At 73.3% G+C, this 25,511-nt stretch carries 17 protein-coding genes (1 of these 17 cut by a window edge); 8 read left to right on the top strand and 9 right to left on the bottom strand.

Going from position 1 to position 25,511, the window contains the following annotated elements; translation table 11 throughout:
• From WMF39_RS40190 to leuS, 7 genes are all read right to left on the bottom strand, one after another.
• Nucleotides 1-762, bottom strand: partial view of a hypothetical protein gene (locus WMF39_RS40190; protein WP_437741736.1) — the 5' portion only. Its footprint begins 66 nt before the window's first position; 762 of the gene's 828 nt are visible here — the first part of the coding sequence; its start codon is at nucleotides 760-762; its stop codon lies beyond the left edge, outside the window.
• Between the two features lie 63 nt (nucleotides 763-825).
• Nucleotides 826-3,489 carry an MGH1-like glycoside hydrolase domain-containing protein gene (locus WMF39_RS40185; RefSeq protein ID WP_437741735.1) on the bottom strand — a complete coding sequence of 888 codons (2,664 nt, stop codon included), beginning with the start codon at nucleotides 3,487-3,489 and terminating at the stop codon, nucleotides 826-828.
• Nucleotides 3,490-3,560: 71 nt separating this feature from the next.
• Nucleotides 3,561-4,088 (bottom strand): peptidylprolyl isomerase, encoded by a 528-nt coding sequence (locus WMF39_RS40180; protein ID WP_437741734.1) that lies wholly within the window; start codon nucleotides 4,086-4,088, stop codon nucleotides 3,561-3,563.
• Between the two features lie 59 nt (nucleotides 4,089-4,147).
• Nucleotides 4,148-5,524 carry a hypothetical protein gene (locus WMF39_RS40175; protein WP_437741733.1) on the bottom strand — a complete coding sequence of 459 codons (1,377 nt, stop codon included), beginning with the start codon at nucleotides 5,522-5,524 and terminating at the stop codon, nucleotides 4,148-4,150.
• Nucleotides 5,524-6,138 carry a penicillin-binding protein activator LpoB gene (locus tag WMF39_RS40170; RefSeq protein ID WP_437741732.1) on the bottom strand — a complete coding sequence of 205 codons (615 nt, stop codon included), beginning with the start codon at nucleotides 6,136-6,138 and terminating at the stop codon, nucleotides 5,524-5,526. Before WMF39_RS40170 ends, WMF39_RS40175 begins: the two co-directional genes overlap by 1 nt.
• Nucleotides 6,139-6,199: 61 nt before the next feature.
• Nucleotides 6,200-7,321, bottom strand: a complete 1,122-nt coding sequence (locus WMF39_RS40165; protein WP_437741731.1) for a trypsin-like serine protease — start codon at nucleotides 7,319-7,321, stop codon at nucleotides 6,200-6,202.
• A 346-nt stretch (nucleotides 7,322-7,667) separates the two neighbouring features.
• Entirely contained in the window at nucleotides 7,668-10,232 is a 2,565-nt protein-coding gene (leuS, locus tag WMF39_RS40160; protein ID WP_437741730.1) for a leucine--tRNA ligase, read from the bottom strand.
• A gap of 540 nt (nucleotides 10,233-10,772) precedes the next feature.
• On the opposite strand from leuS, the gene WMF39_RS40155 reads away from it, so the two are divergent.
• Nucleotides 10,773-12,158, top strand: a complete 1,386-nt coding sequence (locus WMF39_RS40155; RefSeq protein ID WP_437741729.1) for a hypothetical protein — start codon at nucleotides 10,773-10,775, stop codon at nucleotides 12,156-12,158.
• Nucleotides 12,159-12,241: 83 nt separating this feature from the next.
• Nucleotides 12,242-13,714, top strand: a complete 1,473-nt coding sequence (locus tag WMF39_RS40150) for a UDP-N-acetylmuramoyl-tripeptide--D-alanyl-D-alanine ligase (protein ID WP_437741728.1) — start codon at nucleotides 12,242-12,244, stop codon at nucleotides 13,712-13,714.
• A 51-nt stretch (nucleotides 13,715-13,765) separates the two neighbouring features.
• On the opposite strand, the gene WMF39_RS40145 is transcribed toward WMF39_RS40150, so the two are convergent.
• Nucleotides 13,766-14,377 (bottom strand): peptide deformylase, encoded by a 612-nt coding sequence (locus WMF39_RS40145; protein WP_437741727.1) that lies wholly within the window; start codon nucleotides 14,375-14,377, stop codon nucleotides 13,766-13,768.
• A 163-nt stretch (nucleotides 14,378-14,540) separates the two neighbouring features.
• On the opposite strand from WMF39_RS40145, the gene WMF39_RS40140 reads away from it, so the two are divergent.
• The 4 genes from WMF39_RS40140 (at nucleotide 14,541) to WMF39_RS40125 (ending at nucleotide 20,527) form a co-directional block, all read left to right on the top strand.
• A complete protein-coding gene (locus tag WMF39_RS40140; RefSeq protein WP_437741726.1) occupies nucleotides 14,541-17,000 on the top strand; it encodes an MMPL family transporter in 2,460 nt (819 codons plus the stop codon).
• Nucleotide 17,001: 1 nt separating this feature from the next.
• A complete protein-coding gene (locus WMF39_RS40135) occupies nucleotides 17,002-18,411 on the top strand; it encodes a hypothetical protein (RefSeq protein WP_437741725.1) in 1,410 nt (469 codons plus the stop codon).
• Nucleotides 18,408-19,763 (top strand): hypothetical protein, encoded by a 1,356-nt coding sequence (locus WMF39_RS40130; protein WP_437741724.1) that lies wholly within the window; start codon nucleotides 18,408-18,410, stop codon nucleotides 19,761-19,763. The genes WMF39_RS40135 and WMF39_RS40130 overlap by 4 nt, the downstream gene beginning before the upstream one ends.
• 338 nt (nucleotides 19,764-20,101) lie before the next feature.
• Complete coding sequence (locus WMF39_RS40125; RefSeq protein WP_437741723.1) at nucleotides 20,102-20,527, top strand: RNA recognition motif domain-containing protein; 426 nt, start codon at nucleotides 20,102-20,104, stop codon at nucleotides 20,525-20,527.
• A 114-nt stretch (nucleotides 20,528-20,641) separates the two neighbouring features.
• Here the strand turns inward: WMF39_RS40125 and nhaA are convergent, their stop codons facing one another.
• Nucleotides 20,642-22,048 carry a Na+/H+ antiporter NhaA gene (gene nhaA / locus WMF39_RS40120; RefSeq protein WP_437741722.1) on the bottom strand — a complete coding sequence of 469 codons (1,407 nt, stop codon included), beginning with the start codon at nucleotides 22,046-22,048 and terminating at the stop codon, nucleotides 20,642-20,644.
• A 155-nt stretch (nucleotides 22,049-22,203) separates the two neighbouring features.
• On the opposite strand from nhaA, the gene WMF39_RS40115 reads away from it, so the two are divergent.
• Nucleotides 22,204-23,514: an MFS transporter gene (locus tag WMF39_RS40115; RefSeq protein WP_437741721.1), complete on the top strand. Its 1,311-nt coding sequence runs from the start codon at nucleotides 22,204-22,206 to the stop codon at nucleotides 23,512-23,514.
• A gap of 58 nt (nucleotides 23,515-23,572) precedes the next feature.
• Nucleotides 23,573-25,408: a glutamine--fructose-6-phosphate transaminase (isomerizing) gene (gene glmS, locus WMF39_RS40110; protein WP_437295205.1), complete on the top strand. Its 1,836-nt coding sequence runs from the start codon at nucleotides 23,573-23,575 to the stop codon at nucleotides 25,406-25,408.
• Nucleotides 25,409-25,511 lie beyond the last annotated feature (103 nt).

Below are 25,511 nucleotides of genomic sequence, written 5' to 3'. Positions count from 1 at the left end.
GGACAGGGCGGCGATCTGGAGAGCGAACGGGATCTTTTGCACCCATTCCTCCTCGTCGATCCCGATCGTGGCGAGGAAGAGGCCGAGCAGGCCGCCCATGGCTTCGCCGGCGCGGCTCAGAGACGTCGCTGGGCCGCTTGCGACCGCCTCGTGCGAGAGCGCGTGCAAGAGGAGGCCCGCGACCGCGGAGAGCAACCAGGGCTCGATCACCTCGAGGTGCTCCAGGTCGACAAGCCGCGTCGCGAAGGCGCCAACCACCGTGGCGAGCGCAATGCCCGCGAGCGCAGCGCTCATGGCGCGCGTGCCGCCGGCATCGGCTTTCACCTCGAGGACCTGAATGGCCACCACCATGGCCAGCGGCACCGTGTGCGCAGCGATCACGAGCACGACAGGGAGCGAGAGCTGTCCAACCCGTGAGAGCGACGCCACCGCCGCGCCCTCGCCGAACTGATGCGCGAGCACCGCGGCGTACCCCATCGCGAGCGCCGTCGTCGGCGTCCGGTGAGCCCCAGCATCGCCGAGCACGAGGCGCTCCAGCACCGCCGGCGCCAGGAAGCCAGACGCAGCCGCGAACAGCGCTAGCCAGCCGATCTCGCCGATCGCCTCCGGGAGCAGGTGAAGCAGCGCGATCGACGCCGCACCGACGAGGGCGAACGTCCGCAACGCAGACATCGCGCCCTCGCTCCTGTGACGGAACATCGCCGCAATGCCGCCCAGCATGACGGCCAACGCGAGGAGCGAGACGCCGAACGCCAGCGACACAGGCGCCCTCCTAGCACGGATCCGGTACGAACCGGTGATGAGCCGAACGCTATGTGGGGTGCGCTACGAACGCGGGTGGTCGTGCCGTTCCGTGCGGAGGATCAGGTCGCCCACGAGGGCAGTCCAGCCGGTCTGGTGCGAGGCGCCGAGCCCTGCGCCGGTGTCGCCGTGGAAGTACTCGAAGAAGAACAGGCGATCTCGGAATCGAGGATCACGCTGGAAGAGGGGGTGCTCGCCGTAGACAGGGCGGCGCCCCTCGCGGTCGCGCTCGAAGATCGCGATCAGCCGGCGCGCGATCTCGTGCGCTCCGTCGCGGAGCGTGCGAGGGCCGTGGCCGCCGAGCGACGGGATCGTGAGCACGTCGCCGAAGCCGTGGTCGAGCCGGAGGAGCGAGCGGTAGAGCAGGTAGCCGAGCGGGAACCAGATCGGGCCGCGCCAGTTGGAGTTGCCGCCCTTCATGCGCGTGATCGACTCGCCCGGCTCGTAGCCGACCGTGTACTGCGCGTCGCAGGGCTCGAGCCCGAGCGAGACGGGCGCGGCCGCGTGCTCCTTGGAGAGCGAGCGCGGGCCGAACGGCGAGAGGAACTTGTCCTCGTCGAACAGGTGCGCGAGCACCCGCTCGAGGCGCCCCGGCGGCACCGCGGAGAGCACCTGGCGGCCGTCTGGACGTACGGTGATCGCCTCGGCCAGCGCGGGGTTCCTGCGGAGGAACCACTCGGTCCGGCGCCGGAAGTTCGCGAGCTTGCCGTAGGTCTCCGGGGTGATCACGTGCACCGCGCAGAGCGGGATCAGGCCGACGGCCGATCGGATCTTCACGTGCCGCGGCTTGCCTCCGGCGGTGAGGATGTCGAAGTAGAAGCCGTCCTCCTCGGACCAGAGCGGCAGCCGGCCGTCCGCCGTGTGGTGGAGCGCGTGCGCGATCCGCAAGAAGTGCTCGAAGAACTTGCTGGCGAGATCCTCGTACGCGGAGTTGTCGAGCGCGAGCTCCAGCGCGATGCGCATGAGGTCGAGGCAGTACATCGCCATCCACGCCGTGGCGTCCGCCTGCTCCAGGCGCATCCCGGGCGCGAGCCGCTCGCTGCGATCGAAGAGCGAGATGTTGTCGAGGCCGAGGAACCCGCCTTCGAAGACGTTGTGCCCCTCGGCGTCGCGCTTGTTGACCCACCAGGCGAAGTTGATGAGGAGCTTGTGGAACACCCGCTCCAGGAACACCCGATCGCCCTCGCCCCGCTGCTTCCGCTCGATCTTGTAGATCTGGTAGGTCGCCCAGGCATGCACCGGGGGGTTCAGATCCGAGAACTCCCACTCGTAGGCAGGCAGCTGCCCGTTCGGGTGCTGGTACCACTCCTTGACCATCATCTTCAGCTGGGCCTTCGCGAGATCGATGTCGAGCGAGGCCAGCGCGACCGCGTGGAAGGCGAGATCCCACGCCGCGAACCAGGGGTACTCCCACGCGTCGGGCATGGAGAGGACATCGGCGACGGAGACGTGCCGCCAGTGAGCGTTTCGGCCGCTCAGCCGCTCGGGCGGCGGCGCGTGCGCGTCGCCGCGGAGCCAGGTGTCGACGTCGTAGTGGTAGAACTGCATCGTCCAGAACAGCCCCGCCGCCGCCTGACGCTGGATGGCGCGGCGATCGTCGGACAGGGCTGGGCCCTGGACGGCGAGATAGTACTCGTCCGCTTCCCCGCGCCGCGCCTCCAGGAGCTCGTCCGCGCCGTCGAAGGGGCAGTCCACCGGCTCGGGCGCGAGCCGGAGCAGGATCCGCCGGCTCCCGCCGGCCGGCACCTCGAAGCGATGCCAGCTCGCGGCCTTCGTGCCGCGGCGCTCGGCGTTCACCCGCGCCTCGTCGCCGTGGACGACCCGGTGATGGAACGCGTCCTTGACGTACGGTGTCCGCGAAGGGGCGCCATAGAGCCGCTCGCGGTTCGTCTCGTTGTTGGTGAAGAGCAGCTCCGGGCTGCCCTCGATGTACAGGTGATGCGCGCCCTGCTCGGGGTGCGCCGCGCGCAGCATCACATGACCGGCGTCGGTCTCCATGGCCCGGATCTCCGGGATCGGACCCGGAGGCTCGGTCCAGGACCATGTGTTGCGGAACCAGAGATGCGGGAGCACGTGGATCGGCGCGGCCTCCGGGCCGCGGTTCACCACGGTGATGACCATCAGGATGTCGCTCGGGCTCCGCTTCGCGTACTCGACGAAGATGTCGAAGTAACGATCCCCGTCGAAGGCGCCGAGATCGGGGAGATCTGCCTCGCCCTCCGAGAGTCCGCGGCCGCGCGCGGCGGCGACGAGCGCCTCGTAGGGGAACGGCCGCTGCGGGTACCGGTAGAGATAGCGCAGGTAGCTGGAGGTCGGCGTCGCGTCTTCGTAGTAGTAGATCTCCTTGACGTCCTCGCCGTGGTTGCCTTCCGGCCCGGTCAGGCCGAAGGCCCGCTCCTTCAGGATCGGATCCCGCTCGTTCCAGACGGCGACGGCGAGACACAAGATCTGGTGTCGGTCACAGATGCCGCCGAGCCCGTCCTCGTTCCAGCGATAGGCGCGGCTCCGGGCATGGTCGTGAGGGAAGTGCGCCCACGCGTCCCCGTTCGCGCTGTAGTCCTCGCGCACCGTCCCCCAGGCCCGCTCCGACAGGTAGGGGCCCCAGTGCTTCCAGCGCTGGAGGCGCTCGCGCTCTTCCTCGATGCGGCGGTGCTCGGCGGTCGGCGCAGCGCGGACGGTCCTCGTCATGCGCGCCACGCTAGGCGACGAAGGCCGAGGCGTCGAGCCCGCGGCCGGCGCGCGACGACCTGGAGCGGGCGCTACTCGGTGCGCTTGATGATGTGGAAGCCGAACGGCGTCTCGATGATCTCGCTCACCTCGCCGATCTTCAAGGCGAAGGCGGCGTCGGAGAAGCCCTTCACCATCATGCCGCGCTCGAACACCCCGAGATCCCCGCCGCGCTCGGCGGCGCCCGGCTCGTCGCTGTACTCCGCGACCGCCTCCTCGAAGCTCGCCCCGCCGCGGATCTCGAGGAGCGCTTCCTGCGCTCGCGCGCGGGCCTCGGCGCGCGTACGGCGGAGGCCCTCGGGCTTGCTCTTCGAGCCCTCGTGCATGACGAGGAGATGCCGCGCGCCGATCTGCTTGGGCTGACTCGCGAGCACCGCGCGCTCCCGCTCGATCGCGGCGTCCTCCTCGGCCGCCCGGATCGGCGCGGAGACCGCGAGGCCGCCGCCGACCCACGACGGCGAGGTGGCGAGCGCCCCGCAGGCGGTCGCGCAGAGGAGCGCGAGGGGCGAGCACGCCGAGAGCGCGTGAACCAGCACGGCGCGGAGATGAGGGCTACGCATCGGCGCGGAGACTGCCGCGGGAGGAGTGCGCCCGCAACCCTCCCGTCCGCGCGCGCCGCTCAGCGGAGGACCATCACCGGGACGAAGGCCCACCCGCCAGCGGCCACGCTCACCCGGGCGCGCCTCGACTCGCCGCGGACGCCGACGACCACGTCGTGCGTGCCCGCGCGGACGCGGGTCCGCGCGATCGCGATGCGCGCGGGGAGCGTCGACCATCCGCGCGTGTCCGGCGTGTCGAGCGCGGTCAGCGTCGCGCTCGTCAGCAGGCCGACGAGCAGGCCCAGCGGTCCGGAGTCCTCCGCGGCCGCCTCGGTGGCGCCCTGCGCGGCTTCGCCGGCCGCGATGCGGGCGACGGTCCTCGTGATGGCCGACAGGACGACGGTCCCCTCGCTCTTCTTCCAGGCCGCGCGCACCTGCGCCTCGACGTCGAGCGCCTGCTCCATCGGCTGGGAGCGCCCGTCGAGCTTCAGCGTGGGAATCGAATAGCCGCCCTTGCCCCGGGCGAGCGTCGGGTAGTTGACCCAGGTCACGAGCCCCTTCGCCGCGAGCTCGCTCGCCCGCGCGCGATCCGCCGGGCTGATGTCGTCGGCTACGAGCGTGAGCGCGAGGCCGATCGGGAGGCGCTGCGGCACCTTCTGCGGGACGCGCCCGAACCCGACGACGACGATGAGCTCGGCCTCGCCGGTCTCGTCGAGGGGCGGCGGCGGGGCCTCACCTTCGATCAACGCGGCGATGCGGGGCGACCTGGGCTCGCCGCGCGTGAGCGCGCGGAGCGGGCCGCGGAGCGACGGATACGACCCGTGGCGGAGGGCGTCGTCGTAGTGGAGGAGCGCCTCGTCAGCCTGGCCGCTCTTCTCGAAGGCGAGGCCCGCAAGGTAGCTGCCGAGGCCGAGGAGCGCCGTCTCGCCCTCGTGATCGCGCAGGTATCTCTGCATGATCGCGAGGCGGCGAGCCTCGACCCTGGCCCCGCTGAGATCGCGCTGGGCCAGGTAGTTCATCATGTTGATGGTGTTGATGAGCAGCTTCTCGTAGGCAGGCGCCTTGTACGGGCCCACGTCGTCCGAGAAGAGGTATTTGCCGAGATCGTGGGCGGCCCCGCGGGACATGTCGAGCAGGTCGATCGACTTGTCCGCGGCCCCGAGATCGCGCGCGGACAGCCGGTAGCTGTCCATGCTGAGGAGGATGTTGCCGCGGTCGAGCAGGAGGAGCGCGTTGTCGCCCCGGAGCGCCGGGAGCTGAGCCGCGGTCTCGACCTCGAGCTGCTCGTTCAGCGCGGCCACCGCCTCGGCGGGAGCGCCGCGATCGAGCGCCTGGAGCGCGGTGCGCACGCGATCTTCATGTCCGCCGCAGGCGGCCTGACAGAGGCCGAGGAGCAGCGCGAGAGGAGCCAGGGCCGCACGCTTGCGCCCCGCGAGGGTCGCGTGCCGCCGGCGCATCACTCCTGGATGAGCGCCTTGGTGAAGGCCGCCCTGTTCTGCCAGGCCACCGCGCTCGTGGCGACCTCGATGAGCTGCATGAACATGAAGTACTGGACGCGGCGCTCGTCCTCGGTGCGCTCATCGGCGGTGAAGACCTTGCCGGTGAGGTAGTACTTCGCGCCGAGCTGGCGGTTGTACTCGGCGATGTGGTTCGGATCGAACCCGCCGCCGTGCTGCTTCTCGACCTCCGCGACCATCTGCTGCTGGCGCTCGACGCTCACCAAGGTGACGAGGCTCGCCCGGGACAGGTACGTCTCGATATCGGACAGGAGCGCCTGAAGCTGGCTGTCGATGTGCTCGCTCGTCTGGTTCGACAGCGGATAGATGGCGAGCGTGGGCCGCGAGCCGTCGTGCGCCCACGCCTTGGCCACCGGAGAGGCCATCAGCGACGTCAGGTTCTCGTGGAGGAGCTGCTCGATGTCGCGCCTGTCGATTCCCGTGCTCATCGCCGCGTCGTCGAGCCCCTCGACCTGATTGCCGCGCACGTAGGTGGGGCCGCAGCCGATGGGAAGCGAGGCGAGCGCGAGCGCCGCGAGCAGCGCGGCCGGACGGATGCTGGGCGACATGGGCATGGACACTCCGCAGGGCAGGACGCCCGCATCCTAGCAGGCGAGGTGTGCGCTGGAGCTTTGATCAGGCGGAAATCGTGCTCTGCGACGCAGCGCGCGCGTGGCGTGCACGGCATGCGCGGCAGGTCAGCAGGGCGGACGTCCTGGCTCGCTTCAGCGCGAGCAGCGCGAGCATCGCGAGCAGCGCGCGCGCCGCCGCCCCGCCGCTGTCGTCGCCGACGAGCGGGCCGTGCGCGCACGAGAGCCAGCGCTCGTCGAGCGGCTGGCGCGAAGGCAAGCGCTCCGCGGGGTCCGACGCCGTCGCCCACCAGGGCGGGTCGTAGTCGCCGACGTCGGCGGCGCGCCTCGCCTCGGTGACGAGCCAGTCGCGATGGGCGATGAGCCCACCATAGATGGGGTCGGCGCAGCCGGCCGGCCCGCGCGACGTCACGCCGATGATCCGCCCCGCGACGTCGAGCGCCGGTCCGCCCGAGTCGCCGCTGCAGATGCCGTTCTCTCCGCGCCACTCGCCTCCTGTGACGCGCTCCTGCGTTCCGCACCCGTACCCGACGCACTCGACGTGGAGCCCATCGCGGCGCCTGCGGACGCCGCCGCCGCGCGATCTGCCCTCCGTGTCGCCGAAGCCCACCGCCGAGTAGACCTCGCTCTCCTCGGGCGGCCGATCGAGGCGCGGCGCGAGCGGCGTGACCTCGCTGCCGCCGAGCGGGGAGGACAGCACGACGAGCGCGATGTCGCGCCCGCAGACGGCGTTGCCGTCGGGCGGGCTGAGCAGCGCGCGCGCGCCGATCCACGGCGTGTCCGCAGCCCACAGGGCCCCGCCGAGCGTGGCGTAGACCTGCGAGGCATCGACCGGCTCACCGAACGTCGCCGTCTTGCAGGCGATGAGCTTGGGAGCTTCCGCGACGCAGTGCTGCGCGGTGAGCACCAGGTTGGGCGCGATCACGGTGCTCGAGCAGGTCCGCGCGACGCGCCCTCTGCGATCGGTGATGAGGAGCCCGGCGACCGCGCGGTCTCCAGCGTCTAGATACCCTCCCTTGATCTCCAGCGCGGCCTCGGCCGCGTCCTGCTCGTGCAGGTCCGCTTCGTCCGCGTCTCCAGCGCAGCCGGCCAGCGCGGCGGCGAGGAGGCAGCCACCTCGGGTACACCATGCGGTGCTGTTCCGGCACACGGCCAGCCGCCTTTGCACGGCACCTGCCAGCCTGGGCTGTGCACCACCGCGCGCCCCGAGGGAGGAGAGGATTGCTTCCGGGGAAGCTCACGCGTCGGCGGAGCCACCCCGCTGCGCTGTGGTGCGGGATGCGGTCAGCGCGCCGATCGGGCTCATGTACACCCGAGCTCCGACCCTGTCGTCAACCGAGCGCAAGGCGCTGGTGCCCGAGGCTCCAGCGAGCAGGCGGCGCGGGCGCGGGGCCTCGCGCGCCGGGAGCGCCTCCCTCGCGCTGCTATCCCGCGCGTCCGTTCGCGACGTCGCCGCGCTGCGAGCGCTCGTTTTCTCCCGGCGGCGCCGGAGCTCTCCGGGCGGCGCCGGAGCGTCAGCCGACCACGATGTTCACGATCTTCCCCGCCACGTAGATGAACTTCTTCAGCTGCTTGCCCGCGGCGAGGGCGGCCACGGTCTCCAGGCCGAGCGCGGCGGCTCGTGCCTCCTCTTCCGATGCCGCCTTCGCCAGCATCACGCGACCGCGGACCTTGCCGTTCACCTGCACCGGGATCTCCAGGACGTCGTCGACGCAGAAGGCCTCGTCGTAGGAGGGCCATGGCTCGTAGCTGAGCGAACGCTCGTGGCCGGCGAGCCGCCACAGCTCCTCCGCGAGGTGCGGCGCGAAGGGGGAGACGAGGAGGATCAGCCGCAGGACCGCCTCGCGCGGCGGCGAAGGCAGCGAGCTCAGGTGATTCACGAAGACCATCATCGCGGAGATGGCGGTGTTGAACGCCATCCCCTCGATGTCGCCGGTCACCTTCTTGATCGTCCTGTGGAGCTGCCGGCTCGTCGCGTCGTCCATCGCGTCCGAGAGCGGTCGCGTGCACGTCGCGAACACGCGGTCCCGGAACCGGACCACCCCCTGGATCTGCCCTGATTGCCAGGGCTTCACCGCCTCGAGCGGGCCCATGAACATCTCGTACATCCGCAGCACGTCGGCGCCGTGGGCCCGCACGATGTCGTCGGGGTTGATCACGTTGCCCCGCGACTTCGACATCTTCTCGTTGTCCTCGCCCAGGATCATCCCCTGATGGACGAGCTTCGCGAAGGGCTCGGGGTGCTTCACTTGGCCGAGGTCGTAGAGCACCTTGTGCCAGAAGCGCGCGTAGAGGAGGTGCAGCACGCCGTGCTCCGCGCCGCCGACGTAGAGGTCGACGGGCATCCACGCGTCGTACGCGGCCTCCGAGAACGGCTCCGCGTCGTTCTGCGGATCGAGGAAGCGGAGGTAGTACCAGCACGAGCCCGCCCACTGCGGCATCGTGTTCGTCTCGCGCGCGTACCACTTGCCGTCCCGCTGGAAGAAGCGCCAGTCGACGGCGCGCGCCAGCGGGCCCGCAGGGTCGTCGCCAGGGCGGAAGTCGGCGAGCGGCGGCAGCTCGATCGGGAGGCTGGCTTCGTCGACCGCGATCGGCTGATCGTAGCGGATCGTGTGCGCGGCGCCCTTCCTGGGATCGCCCTGCGGATCGGCGAGCTCGACGGGGAAGTAGATCGGGATCGGCTCGCCCCAGTAGCGCTGGCGGGAGAAGACCCAGTCGCGCAGCTTGTAGTTCACCTCGCGCTTGCCTCGCCCGAGCGCCTCGAGGCGCGCGATGACCGCGCGCTTGCACTCCTCCGTCGCGAGCCCGTCGAACTCGCCGCTCCGGACCGCGACGCCCGGGTCGACGTAGGCGGCCTCGAGCTGGTCGTGCAGGGTGCCGTCGGGGCTCACGACCTCGACGATGGGCAGCCCGTAGGTGCGGGCAAAGGAGAAGTCGCGCTCGTCGTGCCCTGGCACCGCCATCACGGCGCCGGTGCCGTAGCCGCCGAGCACGTAGTCGGCGACCCAGATCGGCACCTCCACGCCCGTGATGGGGTGGACGGCGACGAGGCCGGTGTCGACGCCGGTCTTCTCCCTCGCCGCCGCGGCGAGCCGCTCGCGATCGCTCTTGCCCGCAGCGGCCGCGACGTACGCGCGCACCGCCTCGCGGCGCGGCTCGGACGCGCCGCTCTCCGCGCTCGTGAGCCATGCCGTGAGCGGGTGCTCGGGCGCGAGCACGACGTAGGTGACGCCCATCAGCGTGTCGGGGCGGGTCGTGAACACGCTCAGCGCGCCCTTGCCCCATCCCTTGACCTCGAACGTGATGAGCGCCCCCTCCGAGCGGCCGATCCAGGAGCGCTGCATCGCCACCGTCCCTTCAGGCCAGTCGAGGAGGCGCAGATCCTCCGCCAGGCGGTCGGCGTAGGCGGTGATGCGGAGCATCCATTGCCTGAGCGGCGTCCGGTAGACCGGGTGCGAGCCGCGCTCGCTCTTGCCGTCGATCACCTCCTCGTTCGCAAGGACGGTCCCGAGCGCCGGGCACCAGTTGACGCTCACCTCGTCCTGGTACGCGAGCCCCTTCTTGAAGAGCTGGAGGAAGATCCACTGCGTCCAGCGCACGTAGCGCGGATCGGTCGTGGAGAGCTCTCGCGACCAGTCGTAGCTGAAGCCCAGCATCTTGAGCTGGCGCTTGAAGGTCGCGATGTTCCGCGCCGTCGTGTCGGCCGGGTGCGTGCCGGTCTCGAGGGCGTGCTGCTCCGCCGGCAGCCCGAAGGCGTCCCAGCCCATGACGTGCAGCACGTCGATCCCGCGCATGCGGAAGTAGCGGGACATGATGTCGGTCGCCGTGTACCCCTCGGGGTGGCCGACGTGCAGCCCCGACCCCGACGGGTAGGGGAACATGTCGAGCACGTAGCGCTTCGCGCGGGCGGGGTCCGCGCTTCGGACGGCGCGGAAGGTCTCGCCTTCCTCCCACGCGCGCTGCCAGCGCGGCTCGACGGCGGCATGATCGTAGCGCGCGGGCTCACGCGGCTCGTTGGGAGAAGGTTCGGTGGAGGCGCGGGGGTCCATCGTCTCGGCGGCCATATCGCGACGTGCCATAGCACTGTGCTGCCGCGGTCGACAGCCGCCCCGCGGCGGCAGACGCCCGCGCCCCGGCGGGAGCGCCACGCCCGTCCACGGCGCGCCGCGGCCATGTCGAGAGTTCCCGACAAGCGTGGACAGCGCCTCGGTCCGAGCTCTGCCGTCGGAGACGCCCGCGCCCAAGAGGGCTGACCTCGCGCGCCGCCTCGCGCTCTCGAACCACCCGCGCGCCGGAGCGTCGTGCGCGCCCCCTGCTCGCCGGTGGCGCTGGCGAAAGCGCGCGCCTCGTGAGCGCCTCGGCGGCGGGACGAGCTCGCTCTTCATCGCGCCGACCCGAGGAGCGCACCCCTGGCGTCGCTATCCTGCGTCCGCGACGGGCGGTGTCGTCACGGCGCGGCGCTGCGTGGCGCCAGCGCCGACGAGCGGCAGCGCCTCGCGGGGCGGGGCGACGCGTCAGAAGGATGGCCGCACGCCGAGACTTGGGGGTAGATTGAGAGCGCTGTTCCGCTTCAGTGTGAGGCGGAGGGGTCGCGTGGGCGGTCCCTCCGAGGCGCGCGGATGACCGACAAACACGTTCCATGGGGAGCCCCCGAGAGTGAGAGGGCGGCGCAACCAGGCCGGCCGCTCCCGTCGGCGCACGGCTCGGGGATCCCTTTCCGGCCGCTGCCCGTGCCGCCGCTGATGGCGCCGGGCGCCCTGCGACCGCTCTCCGCGCAGTACGCGCTGAGCCCTCATCTCCAGCAGCAGAGCCCGCCCGCGTTCTCGGGGCCGATGCCGTCGGCGCCCGCGTTCTCGGGGCCGGCGGCATCGGCGCCCGCGTTCTCGGGCGCCATGCCGGCGCCGGCGTTCTCAGGGCCAGCTCCCGCCGGGTACACCCAGCCGCCGACGGCGAGCGTCTCGGCGCGCGGAGGGACCCTTCCGCCCGGGCTCGTCTCGCAGCAGGACGTGCTCTCGGCCAGCGGCGTCTTTTCTCCGAGCGCGCTCCCGTTCATCTCGGCGCCGCCGCAGTCGGATCCGGTGCCTCCGAGCCAGCCGGCCTTCCAGCCGGCGCCGATCACGGACCGGATGGGCGCGAGCGCGGCGCAGCCGCCTGCGCCGGCAGCGCCGCCCGGGTTCGCGAGCCCTGGCTTCGGTGCGGCCGCGCCCGCTGCGCCAGAGGCCGCGCGCGCGCCGATGCCCTCGCTGCACGCCGGCCAGCCGCCTGCTCCGGCGGCGCCGCCTGGGTTCGCGAGCCCTGGCTTCGGTGCCGCCGCGCCCGCTGCGCCAGAGGCCGCGCGCGCGCCGATGCCATCGCCTCACGCCGGCCAGCCGCCCGCACCGGCGGCGCCGCCCGGGTTCGCGAGCCCTGGCTTCGGTGCCGCCTCGCCCGCCGTATCAGCAGAGGCCGCGCGCACGCCGATGCCCTCGCTGCATGCGGGGATGTCGGCACAGGCCGGGCCGCCACCGGCCGCGGCGCCCGCGCCGGCGATGAGCGCAGCTCCCGGCGCGTCGGCGCACGGCGCGCCCCAGGCGGCCGGCGGGTGGGACGGAGCGGCCATGCCCCCGGCCGAGAGCCCGTGGGCCACCACGTCGGCGCGCCTCGAGATGCCGGCGCTCCCGTCGACCTTCGTCCAGGAGCGCCCGGAACCGCAGAAGCCACCCGCCGCCGTCGCGCCGCGCCGGCGGGAGGGCGGCAGGACGCTCATCATCGTGCTCAGCGTGATCCTGGCGGTGGCCTTGCTGGCGCTCATCGGGATCACGCTGTGGCAGAGCATGGGCGGCGGAGGACCGATCGCGATCGACTACAAGGAGCCGCCGCCCACGGCCGCCGAGGCGTCGCCAGAGCCCACCGTGAGCGTGACGGCGGCCCCCAGCGCGCCCGCCGCGCCCCGCCCAGCCGCGCGCCCACGGCCGAAGAGCGACGACATCTACGACGAGGTCGAGAAGGAAAAGACCCGGCGCTGAGGCGGCGCGACGCCGCACAGACGGGGCGCGCCGCAGGCGATTCGTTGGCCCCGCGCCCCGTTCCGTGCTGGTGATCGCCCGCGATGGCGACGCCGATCCCGCACAACCTTGCCCCCTTCTCCCTCGACGAGCTGGCGCGCGCGACCGGCGGGCGCGTGCTGAGGAGCGGGCCGGACGCGCGGGGCGTCTCGACCGACAGCCGGACGATCGCGCCAGGAGCGGCGTTCGTCGCGCTCGCCGGCGAGAGCTTCGATGGCCACAGGTTCCTCGACGCCGCCGCGCAGCGCGGGGCGGCCGCGTTCATCGTCTCGCGGGAGGTTGCCCTGCCGCCCGGAGGGGGCGCGGTGCTCGTGAACGACGGCCTCGCGGCGCTCGGGGCGCTGGCCAGAGCGCACCGCGAGCGATGGCGGACGGGCGCCCACCCCGACGGGCCGCGGGCGATCGTCGCGATCGGCGGCTCGGCCGGCAAGACGACGACGACGCGGACCATCGCGGCGCTGCTCGCGGGGGTGGGCCGCGGCGAGGTGCACGCGACGGCGGGCAACCTGAACAACGCCATCGGGCTGCCGATGACGCTGCTCGGGCTCGAGGACCGCCATCGCTTCGCGGTCGTCGAGATCGGCACGAACCAGCGCGGCGAGGTCGCGGCCCTCGCGCGGATCGCGGGGCCGGATCTCGCCGTGCTGACGTCCATCGGCGTCGAGCACACCGAGGGGCTCGGCACGCTGGAAGACGTCGCCGCCGAGGAAGGTGATCTGCTCGCCGCCTTGCCGGCCGAGGGGGTAGCCCTCGGTAACGGCGACGACGCGAAGGTGGTCGAGCAGATCGAGCGCGCCGGCGCCGCGCGGCGGATCACCTACGGCTTCGGGGAGCGCGCGCAGATCCGGATCACGGGGAGGCGGCCGGTCGGGGTGCGCGGCACCTCGGTGCGGATCGAGCGCGGAGGCGAGGCGCTGGAGCTCGTCGTCCCGCTGCTCGGCGAGGCGGGTGCGCTGGCGGCGGCGGCGGCCGTCGCGGTCGTGGATGAGGCGGTCGGCGAGCCGCTCTCGACCGAGCGAGCGGCTCGCGCCGCCGCAGGGCTCGCGCCGCCGGGGGACGGACGCCTGTCCGTCCGCGAGCTGCCGGACGGCACCGTGGTCATCGACGACAGCTACAACGCCAACCCGCTGTCGATGCGATCGTCCCTCAGGACGGCCGTCGAGGTCGCCGAGGCGCTCGGGAAGCGGCTGGTCCTGCTGCTCGGCGAGATGCGCGAGCTCGGCGCGCTCGCGGCGGCGGAGCACGACGCGCTCGGCGAGCAGGTCGGCGCCGCGCGCCCCGCCGCGCTCATCGCCGTCGGCGGCGAGGCGGCGCGGATCGCGCGCGCCGCCGAGGCTGCCGGCGTGCGGGCGTGGTTCGCCGTAGACGCGGACGCCGCGGCGGCCCGAGCGCAGGAGATCGTCGAGCGCGGCGATCTGGTGCTCGTGAAGGGCTCCCGCGGGATCAGGATGGAGCGGATCGTGAATGCCCTCGTCATCAGCGCCGGGCGCGGCGCCAGCCCGTTGCCCTCGCCGTGAGCGCGCGTCCGCCGGTCGAGCGCGCTCGCTTCCCGGCGCGACGGGCCGCGGTCACGCGCCGAGCGCAGCTCGCGCCTCGGCGACGGACAGGCTGAGCAAGAGCTTCGCCTCCTCGTTGCTGCAGAAGGAGCGCGTGACCATGCGATCGACGTACAGCGTGCCGCGGAGGTGATCGATCTCGTGCTGGAGGATCCGCGCGGGCCAGCCCGTCGCTTCCCACCGGACCTCCTTGCCCTCCTCGTCCACGCCGCTCACCTCGACCGACAGATCTCGCTCGACCAGCGCCATGTAACCCGGGACGCTCAGGCAGCCCTCGAAGAACGTCGTTCGCCCCGCGCCTGCCGCGTCCGGGAGCGACGGGGCGAGGACCCTCAGCGTCGGGTTGATGATCACCCTGAGCGGGAAGGGCACGCGGCCGCGCTCGGCGCGCTGGCCCGCCGTGAGGCGGGACATGAGCTCCTCGCTGTCTTCGAGCACGATCACCTGCTGGTCGACGCCGATCTGCGGCGCCGCGAGCCCCACGCCGGGCGCCTTGCGCATGACGGAGACCATCGTCGAGACGAGGTGCTTGAGCCGCTTCGTCCCGATCTCCTCGGGCGGGACGGGCGCGGCGGGCTTCCGCAGGACGGCTCTGCCTGCGAGGACGATCGGGGGGAGCTCCATGCTGCCGGGATGAATCGGCGCCCTCGTGAGCGCAAGCGTCGTGAGCTCGGGAGCATCGTCCGTGTGGGGGGCCTCGCGGCGAGGCGGGCGTGAGGGTGGATGTCCTCGCGGCGAGGCGGGCGTGAGGGTAGAGGAGCGGCGCCGGGCACGGCCCGGCGTTTCCATGGCAGCACCTCCTCCGCCTCCGTCGGCTCGCGCGGACGCCCCCCGCCGGCCGCTCCGCCTCGTCGTCGTCGTCGCCCTCGCGGCGCTGACGCTCGCCGCCTTCGCCGCCGTGACGCTGCGGCTACAGCTCGAGCCGAACGTCGCCTCGCTCCTGCCGGAGCGCGGAGACGCCGCGGCGCTGCGCCGGTACGTGCGCGGGTTCGGGGGCGGCGACCTCGGCGTCGTGATGGTCAAGGGCGACGACCCCGACGAGAACGCGGCCGTGGCCGCGGAGATCGCGCGGGCCCTCGCGGCGCGCCCGACCGTGCAGCGCGCCGCCGATCGGATCGACGTCTCGCGCTCGCTCGATCCGTGGGTCGCGTTCCGGCACGCGGACGCGCGCGTGCGAGAGCGCCTCGCCGCCGCGCTCTCGCCCGAGGGGATGCGGGAGCGCCTCGCCGAGACGCGCGCCATGCTGCTCGCGCCGGGCGGCGGCGCCGCGGCGGAGACGATCGCGGCCGACCCGCTGCGCCTCTCGCAGCTCGTCTTCGAGTCCGCGGACATCGGATCCGGGGTGCGCACGCAGGCGGACGGCGCCTTCGCCACGGACGACGGCAAGGTGCACCTCGTCCTGGTGCAGCCAGCGGGGCAGGCGCTCCGCGGCGCCGACGCGCGGGCGTTCGTCGCGGACGCGAACGCCGTCCTCGGCCCGATCCGCGCGGCGCACCCCGGGCTCACGCTCGGGCTCACCGGCGGGCACGCCATCGCCGCGGCGACCGAGGCGATGCTCACGCGCGATCTCGCGATCTCGGGGTCGCTCTCGATGCTGCTCGCCTCCGTCGTCTTCGCGCTGCTCTTCCGCCGCCTGCGCGCCCTCGCCGCGGTGATGCCGCCGCTCGTGCTCGGGACCCTCTGGACCGCGGGGCTCGCCACGGCGCTCCCGGGCGGGCTCAGCGCGATCGCCGTCGCCTTCATGTCGGTGGTCGTCGGCGTCGGCGTCGACACCGGCGTCCACGTCTACGCCGCGCTGCTCGAGGCGCGGCGCGAGGGCCTCGATCCGGAGGCGGCCGCGCGCGCGGCGAGGGCGCGGACCTCCCGCGCGGTGCTCATCGCTGCCGTCACGGCGGCGGCGGCGTTCGGGGCGCTCGCGCTGTCGGACATCAACGCGCTCCGGCAGCTCGGGCTCCTGTGCGCCGCGGGCGAGGTCCTGACGGCGATCGCCATCGTCCTCGTGACGCCGGCCGTGGGCGCGTGGCTCGAGCGGGGGACCCCGCCGACCGAGGCGCCGGCGCGCTGGCCCGACGGCATCTACCGGCTGACCCGCACCCGGGGCCGCGCGCTCGCGCTCACGGGGCTCGCGGCGCTCCCCATCGCGGCGGTGTCGCTTGGCGCCTCCCCGCCGCTCGCGGAGGCCATCGTCGCGATCAGGCCGGCCGAGCTCGAGCCGCTCAAGGTACAGCAGGAGATCTTCGACGCGTTCGGCGGGCGGCGAGGGCAATGGGTGGTGCTCCTCGCGGACGGCGACCAGGAGCGCGCCCGCGCGCGCGGCGACCGGATCGCGGAGCGCCTCGCCTCGATGAAGGCCGACGTGGAGGCGGTCGACGCGCTCACCGCGCTCGCCCCCGCCGCCCCGACGCAGGCCGAGCGCTTCGCCGCGCGCGACGCGCTCGACCTGCCCGCCAAGGCCGACGAGCTCGCGCGCGCGCTCCGCGACACGGGCTTCGCGCCCGAGCGCTTCTCGGCGGTGCTCGACGGGATGCGCGCGCCGCCCCGGCAGGAGGTGGCGCTCTCCGATCTCGAGCGCGGCCCCGCGTCCATCCTGCTCTCGCGCTACCTCGGGGCGGACGGGGGCGAGGCGCTCGTCGCGCTGTACGTGCGGCCCCGCGAGACCGGCTCGGTCGCGCAGATCGAGCGCGCGATCCGCGAGGAGGATCCGGGCGCCATGCTCACCGGCTACAGCCGGCTCGAGGCGTCGCTGCGCGAGACGCTCGCGCACGACATGCCGAGGATCGCGCTCGTCGCGGGCGCGCTCGTGCTGCTGGCGCTCTCCGCTTCCCTCCGCAGCGCGCGCGACGTCGCGCTGGCCGCGCTCGTCGTCGCCTCGGAGATCTCCCTCGTCCTCCTGCTGATCCGGGTGCTCGGCATCCCCCTGCACGCGTACGACGCGCTCGTCATCCCGGTGCTGCTCGGGATTACGGTGGACGAGGGCATGTTCCTGCTCCACCGCGCCCGCGACATCGAGGCGGCGGGCGGCGGCGACGCCGTGATCCGCGAGACGCTGCGCCGCGAGGGGCCGGCGATCGCCGCCACGGCGCTGACCACGGCCGCGGGCTTCTCCGCGCTCGCGTTCTGCGGCTTCGACGGCCTCCGCGACCTGGGCCGGGTCGGAGCGCTGGGCAGCGCGGTCGGCCTCGTCGTCGCGCTCCTCGTGGTGCCTGCGGGGCTGCGGCTCTGGCCCCGGGCCCACGGACGCGCATAACATGTCGCCGTTGTCGCCCCGGGGCCTCCTCCTTGTCGCTCTCCTCGCGCTCGCGCGTCCCGCCGAGGCGCAGCCGTCTCCTCCGCCCGCTGCGGCGCAGCCTCCTGCATCGCCGGCGCCGAGGCCGCCGCGCTCGGCCGTGGCTCGCGCCGTCGACGCGCTCGTGCGCTCGCTCGACGCCGTGGACGGCCGCGCGCTCGTGGCCGCCGCGCCGCTGGTCTCCGACGCGCCCGCGCCGCGCGGCGCCCAGCTCGTGGCCACGCTCGCCGCCCAGGTCGCCGGCAAGCTCGGCGCCGGCGTGCGCGCGCAGAAGGACCCGATCCCGCTGCCGCTCGCGCGCGAGGCGGCGCGCGACGACGCGGCGCTCGTCCACCTCGTCGTCGAGATCGCGGCGGGGAAGCTGCGCGTCACCGCGGACGTGTACCCGGTGCCGCGCACCGTCTGGGCGCGCATCCGCGACCCGGAGCCGGGGCCCATCGCCCACGCCTACGCCGAGGCGCCCCTCGACGCGGAGATCCGCAGCTTCCTCGCGCCGATCCCGCTCGTCGCCGCCAGGGTCGACCGCGCCAAGAACTTCGAGGGCGACGTGGTCGCGCTCGCGTGCGGCGATCTCGACGCCGACGGGGCGCTCGAGCTCCTGAGCGTGAGCCGCCGGCGCGTGACGACGCTCCGCCTCCGCGGCGGCCGGGTCGTGCCGCTCGCGTCGCGCCCGTGGCCGGACGTGGTCGCGGTGCACCCGGCGCCGCTCCGCGAGCCGCTCGCGTTCGCCACGCTCGTCGAGCGCGCGAGGGACGGCGAGCGCCTGCCGCCGTTCGCCGACGTCGGGCTCACCGACCGCGCGCGCAGCGTCCGCTTCGACGGCGAGCTGAAGGCGCTCGCCGAGCTGCCGGGGCTGGCGATCCCGGACGCGGGCGGCTCGGCCTGCACGACGGCGTGGGGGCCGCTCCTCACGGGCCCGCTCGGGCCGTGCGCCCCGGCCGATCCCCCGCCGGCGACCGCGTCGCTCTCCGGCCGGTACGACGCGCTCGCGTCGGCGCAGCTCCTGTCCGCGCAGGGCGAGCCCTTCGCGGTCTGGGCGACGCGCGAGCGCGGCGCGGTCGAGCTCCGGGACAGCGCGGGCCGCCGCAAGGTCGTGGGCAGCGCCGGGGCGCAGCTCGCGATCGGCGATCTCGATCAGGATGGAGAGCCCGAGCTGCTCGCCAGCCTCGACGTCCTCGATCCGCTCGAGGATGCCGTCGTGGTCTGGTCGTGGCGGCGCCGGGAAGGCGGCCCGGCCCGCGCGGCGCCAGAGGAGATCCTGCGCTTGCCGGCGCCGGCGGGGGTGCGCGCCCTCGCGGTCTGTCCGCCCGACGGGGCCGGGCGCGCCCCGTTCGCCGTCGCGACGGCGGACGAGATCTGGGTGGTGCGGTGAGCCTCCCGCGCCGCGCCTTCCTCGGCGGCGCCGGCGCGCTGCTCGGCGCGGCCGCCCTCCCGGAGGGCGCGCGTGCGATGGGGCGCACCCCGCTCGGCGGCCGCCTCTCGATGCACCTCCCGTGGCCGACGAGCTCGCTCGATCCGCACGAGCTGAGCGATCCCGCCGCGGCGCTGTTCGCGCCGGCGATCGCCGACAGCCTCTACGGGCTCGACGCGTCCGGGAACCCGTACCCGACGCTCTCGTCCGCGCTGCCGTCGCGCGAGGCGGATGGCGCGGTCGTGCGCCTCCGCGAGGGGTTGCGCACCGCGCGCCTGCTCAAGCTCGACGGCCGCGACATCGTGAGCTCCGTCGAGCGCGCCCGCGCTCGCGGCGCCGCCGCGGCGCTCGCCGACATCCCGAGGCCCGAGCGGCACCCGAGGGATCCGCTCGCCGCGGTGTTCCCGCGCGCGGATCCCGCCCGCGTCGCCCGCGCGCTCGCGTCGCCGATGGTCGCGCTCCTGCCGCGTAGCTTCGACGCTGCGGCGCCGGATGGCACCGGCGCGTTCCGGGCCGACGTCGGCCCGGGGCAGATCACGCTGACGCGCAACGACGTCGCCGCGCGCGGCGCTGCCTTCCTCGACGCGATCGAGGTGATCCGCTCCGAGGACCTGACGACGTCGCTGCGCGCGTTCGAGACCGAGCGTGACGACCTCGGCTGGCTCGGCGCCGGCCTCCACACGAACCGCCGCGGCGCCGTCCGCTTCGATCTGGGCGTCGCCGGGTGGATCGTGCTCACGACGGGCCCCGACGCCGGGCTCTTCGGTCAGCCTGGCGTCGCGCAGCGGCTGGTCGACGCGCTGCCGCCCGAGCGCCTCGCGCACCTCGGCCTCGTCGGCCTCCCGAGGGCGCACGGCGATCCCGCGTGGGGAGGGCCCCCGGCGTCGCTGCTCGTGGACGAGTCAGCTGCCCACCTCGTCGAGGTCGCCGAGGCGGTCGCGCCGATCCTCTCGCGGCCTGGGCACGAGGTCACCGCGGAGCCGGTGGCGCGGGCGGAGCTCGGGCGCCGCCGCGCCCGCGGGAAGGCGACGCTCGCGATCGAGCTGGTGCGCCCGCTCGGCCCCGGGCCCCTCGGCGCGCTGCTCGCCCTCGCGACCGCCGACGATCGCAGCCGCGCCCTCGACCTCGCCCGTCACCCGCCCCGCCTCGTGCCCGGCGCCGCCCCCCGCTCGCTCACCGCGACGCTCCGCCTCGGCGTGGTCGCCGAGGTCCGCATCGCGGGCGGCGTGCTGCCGGACGTCGCGCTCGCGCGCGCCGCCAGCGGCGAGGGCTGGGATCTCGGCGCCACCTTCCGCCGCCCAGCAAGGCGCTGATGTGTGCCTACCCCCGCGCGGAAGCGAGCGCGACCGCGCGGGGGCTGTTCGGGACGTCCGGGTGAGCGTCACGGCGATGGGGACCGCTTCGAGTGCTTGCGCGGTGGGGACATTTGGTTACTATCGGCTGGTCACGAACGTCACTGGCACTCGACACGACGCTTCTCTTCTCGGGGATCGCGGATTGATCGCGGACTGGACGACGCAACGTGTGGCGCACCGGGGGCTCCTCCCCAGCGCCGCCCCCCCTCGATCCCCCACGGCTCCATCGGGGCGGCAGGGCACTGTTCGGCACCGAAGCTGACGCATCTCGCAGAGCCGTGAAGTGAATCAGTGTCATGGGTACTCGCCTCTACGTTGGTAATCTCCCCTTCTCCGCCACCAAGGCCTCCGTGCAGGCCGCGTTCGCTCAGAGCGGCGAGGTGACGGATGTACACATCGTGACCGACCGCGAGAGTGGTCAGTCGCGTGGCTTCGGGTTCGTCACGATGGGCACGCCTGAGCAGGCCCAGCAGGCGATCGAGAACATGAATGGCGCCATGATGGACGGCCGTCCGCTTCGCGTGAACGAGGCGGAGGAGCGGGTCCAGCGCGGCGGCGGCGGCGGCGGTGGCGGTTACGGCGGCGGCGGCGGCGGCGGCGGTTACGGCGGCGGCAGCGGCGGTGGTGGCCGCGGCGGCCGTGGCGGTGGCGGCGGCGGTTACGGCGGCGGCGGTGGTGGCGGCCGCGGCGGCCGTGGCGGTCGCGGCGGCGATCGGTACTGAGCCGGGCTAGGCCGATGTTTTAGCGGCGGTGCCTCTCCCCAGAGGCGCCGCCGTTCTCGTTCGTGCGTTGCCTTGTGCGGCGACCGCCGTCACGCGCTCCGAGGCCCCGGTCGATCAGTACTCCGTCGATGCCTCCGCCTCATCGGCCGTCGCGGCGATCTGGCCTGCCTCCGCGGGGCGGAGCACGAGCTTGCCGACGGCCATCCCGACAAGGGCCGAGAACAGCGACCCGAGCAGGACGGCGAGCTTCGCGACCCCGAGCCGTTGCCCCGTTCCGAACGCGAGCCCCGCGACGAAGATCGCCATCGTGAAGCCGATGCCCGCGACGCATCCCACGACGAGCACGCCTCGCCAGAGGACGCCGCGCGGGAGGGCGGCGAGGCCGAGCTTCACCGACAGGAAGCACGCGACCATGATCCCGAGCGGCTTGCCCATCGTCAGGCCGAGGACGACCCCGAGCAGCAGCCGCGTCGAGCCCGCCGCGCCGAGGTGCACGTCGCCGAGGCTCACGCCCGCGTTGGCGAGCGCGAAGAGCGGCATGATCCCGTAGGCGACCCACGGATGCAGCGTGGCCTCCAGGCTCACGACGGGCGGCAGCGCCTCGCGCCGCGCCTGCGCGAGCTGCGCGAGCGGCCCGGTGAGCTCGCGCGCGTCATGCCCGCCGGTCGCGCGCTCCTGGAAGTCCTGCAGCGCCCTCCGGGCCTCGGCGAGGAAGCCCTCCTCGCCGAACCAGGGATGCACCGGCGTGAGCAGGCCGAGCAGGACACCCGCGATCGTGGGGTGCACGCCGGCGCTCAGCAGGCCGGCCCAGATGACGACGCCGGGCGCGGCGTAGACCGCAGGCGAGCGGACGCCGAAGCGCTGAAGCGCGAGCACGCCCGCGATGCCCAGGGCCACGAGCCCGAACCCCGCGACCGAGATGCTCGACGAATAGAAGATGGCGATGACGAGGATCGCGCCGATGTCATCGATGATCGCGAGCGCGAGGAGCAGCACGCGCAGCGCCGCCGGGACGCGGTTGCCGAGCAGCGCCAGCGCGCCGACCGCGAACGCGATGTCCGTCGCCATCGGCACGCCCCATCCGCTGCGCTCCGGCGGGCTCGGGTTCAGCGCGAGGTAGATGAGCGCCGGGAAGAGCATGCCCCCGAGCGCGGCCGCGACGGGCAGCACCGCCCGCTTCAGGACGGAGAGCTCGCCCTGATGGATCTCGCGCCGGATCTCGAGCCCGACGACGAAGAAGAAGATCGTCATCAGCCCGTCGTTGATCCAGAAATGGAGATCGCGCTCGACGACGTAGGAGCCGACGCCGAGCCTCACCGGCGTGTGCCAGAGGCGCTCGTACGAAGCTGCCCAGGGAGAGTTCGCCCACGCGAGGGCCACCGCGGTGGCGATGAGCAGGACGATGCCGCTCGCCGCCTGGACGTGGAGGAACCGCTCGAGGGGCTGGAAGATCCAGAGCGCCAGGCGGCGCGCGGGCAACCAGGTTCCGGGCGGAGCGTTGCGGAGGTCCGAGGTGCCCATCCCGCGCGTACGGTAGGGCGCCCCACGGCGATCGAGAAGCGGCAATGACCCGAGCTCCGCGCTTCCGGGGCGCGGAGCTTGCTCCTTTGCCTGGCGGGCGTCAGAGACCGGCACGCTGAACGCCCCTCGCGCTCGGGGCGGGCCGCTCACAGCCGATGCCTCCTCCCAACCCTTCAGAGCACAGGCCGTCGCCGCGGGCGATATCGCTTTACTACTTCGGTATCTTCGCCGTCCTCGGCGTGTACCTGCCGCTGTTCCCGAGCTGGCTGGAGGCGCGGGGGATCCAGGGTCTCGCGATGGGGGCGATCGCGGCGACGCTCCCGGCGATGGGCCTCATCGCGCCGCCGGTGTTCGGCTTGATCGCCGACTCGCTCGGCGTGCGGGTGTGGCTGATCCGGGCGGCCTGCGCCGGCGCCTTCGTCGTGTTCGCGCTGCTCGCGCTGTCGTCAGCGCTCGGCGTGTCGCTCGGCTTCGCCGGCCTCTTCGTCGCGGCGCTCGCGTTCGCTTTCTTTCGATCGCCGATGTTCATGATGGCCGACGTCGTCGCGGTGGAGGCGTCGGCGAGCTCCGGCATCGCGTACGGCAGGCTCAGGCTCTGGGGCTCGATCAGCTTCGCGCTGATGGCGATCGCCAGCGGAGCCCTCGTCGATCCCGCGCGGCCGGCCGCGTTTCCCGCCACGATCGCTGCCTGCCTGCTGATCGCGTTCGCCATCTCGTGGGCCCTTCCGGCGCGCGGCGAGGCGCCCTTCCGTCGGTCCGGCCTGCGCGACGGAGCGGCCGACGCCGCCGGCGCTGCGCGCTCTCCGGCCGCCGGAGGCTCCGTGCGGCAGCGCGCCCGTGCCCTCCTCCAGAGCCACGATTTCCGCCTGTTCCTCGCGGCATCGTTCCTGGCCCAGAGCGCCACCTCTTCGTACGATCTCTGTTACACGCTGCACCTGCGCGACATCGGTTTCCCCGAGTCGCTGGTGGGGGTCGCGTGGGCCGTCGGCGTCGCCGGCGAGATCGCGCTCATGGCGTTCTCCGGTCCCCTGCTCAAGCGGTTCGCTCCGCCCACGGTGCTCGCGTTCGCCTTCGCGGGCGCCTCGCTCCGCTGGGCGTTGCTCTCGTATGTGCGCTTCTGGCCCGCCCTGCTGGCCATCCAGCCGCTCCACGCGGTCTCGTTCGGCATGATGTGGGTCGCCTCGCTCGCTTACACGCGGGATCGCTCCCCGCCTGAGATCCTCGCCACGGCGCAAGGGCTCTTTTCGGCGAGCGCTGGCGCCGGATCCGTCGTCGGGATGCTCGTGTGGGGTGAGCTCTACAAGCGCGGGGGCGGCACCCTCACTTTTGGGGTCGCCTCGATCACGGCGTTGATAGCATTCGTCCTGGCTGTGACCTTCGCGCGATCAACGCGGCCAACGGGACCGACGCGGCGTTCACCGTCAGGGGGCTCAATTTTCTCTGTCAGCTCCCGGTGCCAGGAGTAACGTTCCATTTTCCGCCGCACGCGTAGGCGCGCGCGGGCACTACCTGAACGAGGCGAGCATGTGCGGGATCGTCGGATACGTTGGGTCAAAAAAGGCGGCGCCGATCATCGTCGAAGGGCTACGGAAGCTCGAGTATCGAGGCTACGACTCGGCCGGCATCGCCATTCATGACGGCAAGGGCATCGAGATCGTCCGGACGCTCGGCAAGCTGATCAAGCTCAGCGAGGCGCTCGAGAAGCGGACCCTCGACGGCACGACCGGCATCGGCCACACGCGGTGGGCGACGCACGGCCGCCCGAGCGAGGTGAACGCCCACCCGCACTCCGCGGGCCCGGTGGCCGTCGTGCACAACGGCATCATCGAGAACCACGTGGCCGTCCGGCAGCAGCTGGAGAGCCAGGGGGTCAAGTTCCTCTCCGACACGGACACCGAGATCGTCGCTCACCTCGTCCACCGCGAGCTCCAGAAGGGCGCGAAGTCGCTCTTCGAGGCCGTGCGCGGCGCGCTCCGGCAGGTCCACGGCGCCTACGCGATCGCGGTCCTCTCGCGCGATGAGCCCGACGTCATCGTCGCCGCCCGGTACGGCTCGCCGCTCGTCGTCGGCGCCGGCGAGAACGAGATGCTGTGCGGCAGCGACATCCCCGCGCTGCTCGCGCACACCCGCGACATGATCTTCCTCGAGGACGGCGACATCGTCGAGCTGCGCGCGAGCGGCGTCCGCATCGAGACCGTGGCCGGTGGCGAGAAGGTCGAGCGGCGCGTGAAGCGCATCGACTGGAGCCCCGTCCAGGCGGAGCGCGGCGGCTACAAGCACTTCATGCTGAAGGAGATCCACGAGCAGCCTGACGTCGTCGAGGCCACGCTGCGCGGCAGGATCGATCTCGCCGCCGGCGACGTGCACGCGACCGAGATGGGGGTCACGCCCGAGTTCGCGAAGGAGCTGCGCCGGGTCTACATCGTCGCGTGCGGCACGAGCCACCACGCCGGCATCGCCGGGCGTTACTGGATCGAGCAGCTCGCCAGGGTCCCCACGGTTGTCGAGCTCGCGAGCGAGGTCCGCTACCGCGAGCCGATCTTCTTCCCCGACGATCTCGTGATCGCCATCAGCCAGTCGGGCGAGACCGCCGACACGATCGCGGCGCTCAAGGCGGCGAAGGCGCAGGGCGCCAAGGTGCTGGCGCTCTGCAACGTGCTCGACAGCGCGATCCCGCGCCTCTCCGACGGCGCGCTCTACACGCACGCGGGCCCCGAGATCGGCGTCGCCTCGACCAAGGCCTTCACCACGCAGCTCGCCGCGCTGCTCCTGCTCGCCGTCTACCTCGGCCGCCGCCGCGACTCGCTGCCGGCGGAGCGCGGGCGCGAGATCCTCCAGGCCCTCTGGGAGATCCCGAGCCACATGCGCGAGGTGCTCGGCGACGCCGACTACGTGCACGCGATCGCGAAGCGCCTCGTCCACGCGAAGGACGTCCTGTTCCTCGGGCGCGGCCTCGGCTTCCCCATCGCGCTCGAGGGCGCGCTCAAGCTGAAGGAGATCTCGTACGCGCACGCCGAGGGCTACGCGGCCGGCGAGATGAAGCACGGGCCGATCGCCCTCATCGACGAGGCGCTCCCCGTCATCGTCGTCTGCCCGCGCGACGCGCACTACGACAAGACGTTCTCCAACCTGCAGGAGGTCCGGGCGCGCGAGGGGCAGGTCGTCGCGATCGCCACGAAGGGCGACGAGTCGATCCTCGAGATCGCTCAGCACCACGTCTGGATCCCCAAGGTGCCGGACGAGGTCGGGCCGCTCCTTACCGTGCTCCCGCTCCAGCTCATCGCCTATTACGTCGCCAACCTGAAGGGCAACGACGTCGATCAGCCGCGCAACCTCGCGAAGACGGTCACCGTCGAGTAACGAGCAACGTCGCTCTCGCGGCGCGGCATCCCCGCCGCGGCGAGCGGCCTCCTCTGCCGCGCGCAGCGCTCCTCTGCGGTGCGCGCCCCTCCTTCTTCAGCGC

It is taken from the genome of Sorangium sp. So ce1504 (genome assembly GCF_051521635.1).
Classification (GTDB): Bacteria; Myxococcota_A; Polyangia; order Polyangiales; family Polyangiaceae; genus Sorangium; species Sorangium cellulosum_B.
Note: the sequence above shows the minus strand (reverse complement) of the source record. Positions and strands in the feature narration are given on the sequence as shown.